This window comes from Photorhabdus sp. P32 (assembly GCF_038085095.1).
Classification (GTDB): domain Bacteria; phylum Pseudomonadota; class Gammaproteobacteria; order Enterobacterales; family Enterobacteriaceae; genus Photorhabdus; species Photorhabdus luminescens.
In genome coordinates this window covers 1-1,982 of the sequence record NZ_JAZGJN010000130.1, presented here as the reverse complement: position 1 = coordinate 1,982, position 1,982 = coordinate 1, and the positions used below count along the sequence as shown (strand labels likewise).

Sequence of the window (1,982 nt, the reverse complement as noted above, 5' to 3'; positions counted from 1 at the left end):
CCCTATGGATTTCAAGATTCTTTACTTACTATTCCTAACTTCTCCGTGTAAGCCAGTCTTCCTTATTCTATATCAAACCTTGTAGTCATTATAACTCCTGTAATTTATTAAGGCACTGTTTTCTACCTATCATACTTTATTTCTGAACCAGTTATTTTTTCTTCTCAATTATTGATAACCTGATCAAGTTGGGATTAGTTCATAAATACCCGGCCTTTTTACTTGTATATACCCCCAATGCCGGGAAGATCGAAAACCCTAGAACAGGGTTCGACAAAACAGCAATATATTTACCTCGAAAGCATTAGGCAAAAGATATTAACTACCAAATGTTGGAGACTAAACAGATATAAAAAACCACCCGAAGGTGGCTATTGTCGTCTCAAACATCTTCATCCAGTTTTTCACGATCTAATTCCAGTAACTCTTGGAATTCCTTTAATCCCTTTAATTCCTGGATTTTTTCTCCGAAATCTGGGATCGTATAAACATCTGGACTCGTATAAATCAGTTGACTGGTTTCTATGCCTTCTTTGCCACATATTATATGTATATCAACTAATACCGTATTATTATCATAACCTACAGACATAGCTCCATTGTATTTTAGCGCGTTATCAAATTCTTCTTGTGATGGATACGATGATTCATCTCCATACTTTTTCGTTAACGATTTACTTACTGGCTTCACAAGTCTGCCAATATTAATCTCTAATCTTTTAAATTTTCCATTTAAAAAAAATGCCATTGCTTCATGCTTTTTGTTAGCAAACGAAAAGTCAGAACATGAATAAAGTGATACTTCTTCTATTCGAGAATCTCCCTCAAATTTTTCAAAATCACATAACCTCTTCGAAAGAAACTCTTCTTCTGTCATGCCAAACTTTGCATCTTTATACCCATCAACTGCCATTGCACCAAAGCTAATCATTCCCAATGCAAGCATAACTGCCAATTTTTTCATGTTATCTCCTTTTGCTTTGAGCCAATAATAACAATGAGAACAGTGTTAAACCAACCCCACAAACTTCTATCAAGCACCCAAATGTGGATGTTTTGGAGAATTTTGTAAAGTGTAGATGTCATTCAGATTTATATAACGCAAGCATTCCACTTACAATTAGGCAAAGGATATCAACTATCAAATGCTTCGGTTAAGCTTAAAGCACACCCTTTCTGCGTCCTCGTATTGACGCGACGTAAAATTTCAACGAGCACGCCGGGATACTTACCATATTCTCTGCTAATTATCCCGACATCATCGGTAACAATAAATGCTGGATAACTGGTTGCTGACGCATCCATATAACTCATCAACCCCGGCGTTCCATCAGGTACAGGTTTCAACGTTTCAGGATCAAGCGCTCGCGCATCTACCCACGGCGGAACATGTTTACGTTGCATCTCATCCTCAAAGAAACAAGTGTTAAGTTCAACTTGATTAAATATATCGCGGATCTGACTAATATCATTGAGATTGAAAGTGTCAAATAAAAGATGATTGAAGTCATCACGTTTCAGGGATTCTTTTTCGTAACTTTTCCAGCCGCCTCCCGTTATAATATAAAGGTTTTTATCCCCAGAAAATGAGATATTTTTATCTTTCATATAATGGCAGAGTAAATAAATAAAGTATGGCGAACCAATAAGACAAAGATCTTTCCCTTGGTTCTTTATTCGTTCAAGACTATTCAATGTTTTAACAAAATCTATTCGTTCTTCTGTCACAGTAAATGTCGTGGGATATAATAATTCCACCAAACTCATAACATATTTAAACCAAATATTATGAGCATTAAATCTATCCGGTCCCAAATTGACTAATTCTATTTGATGATCAAACCAACTACCAATATATTTCATGCCATAACTCACAGAGCCTAAGAGTCTCTCAATACTTAGTCTGTCACGCGCCACCTGACTTTTTAAACCATTCGTGCCGCTACTGGTAAACCAACTTTCAATCTGGTTTTCCTGAGAAG

Annotated in this window: 2 protein-coding genes; both read right to left on the bottom strand. The window is 36.2% G+C overall.

The annotated features are described in order from the left end of the window. Nucleotides 1-382: 382 nt before the first annotated feature. Nucleotides 383-964: a hypothetical protein gene (locus tag V2H77_RS00760; protein WP_341497273.1), complete on the bottom strand. Its 582-nt coding sequence runs from the start codon at nucleotides 962-964 to the stop codon at nucleotides 383-385. Nucleotides 965-1,134: 170 nt separating this feature from the next. Beyond that, a partial coding sequence (locus V2H77_RS00755) for a LuxE/PaaK family acyltransferase (protein WP_341497272.1) occupies nucleotides 1,135-1,982 on the bottom strand: 848 nt, incomplete at its 5' end.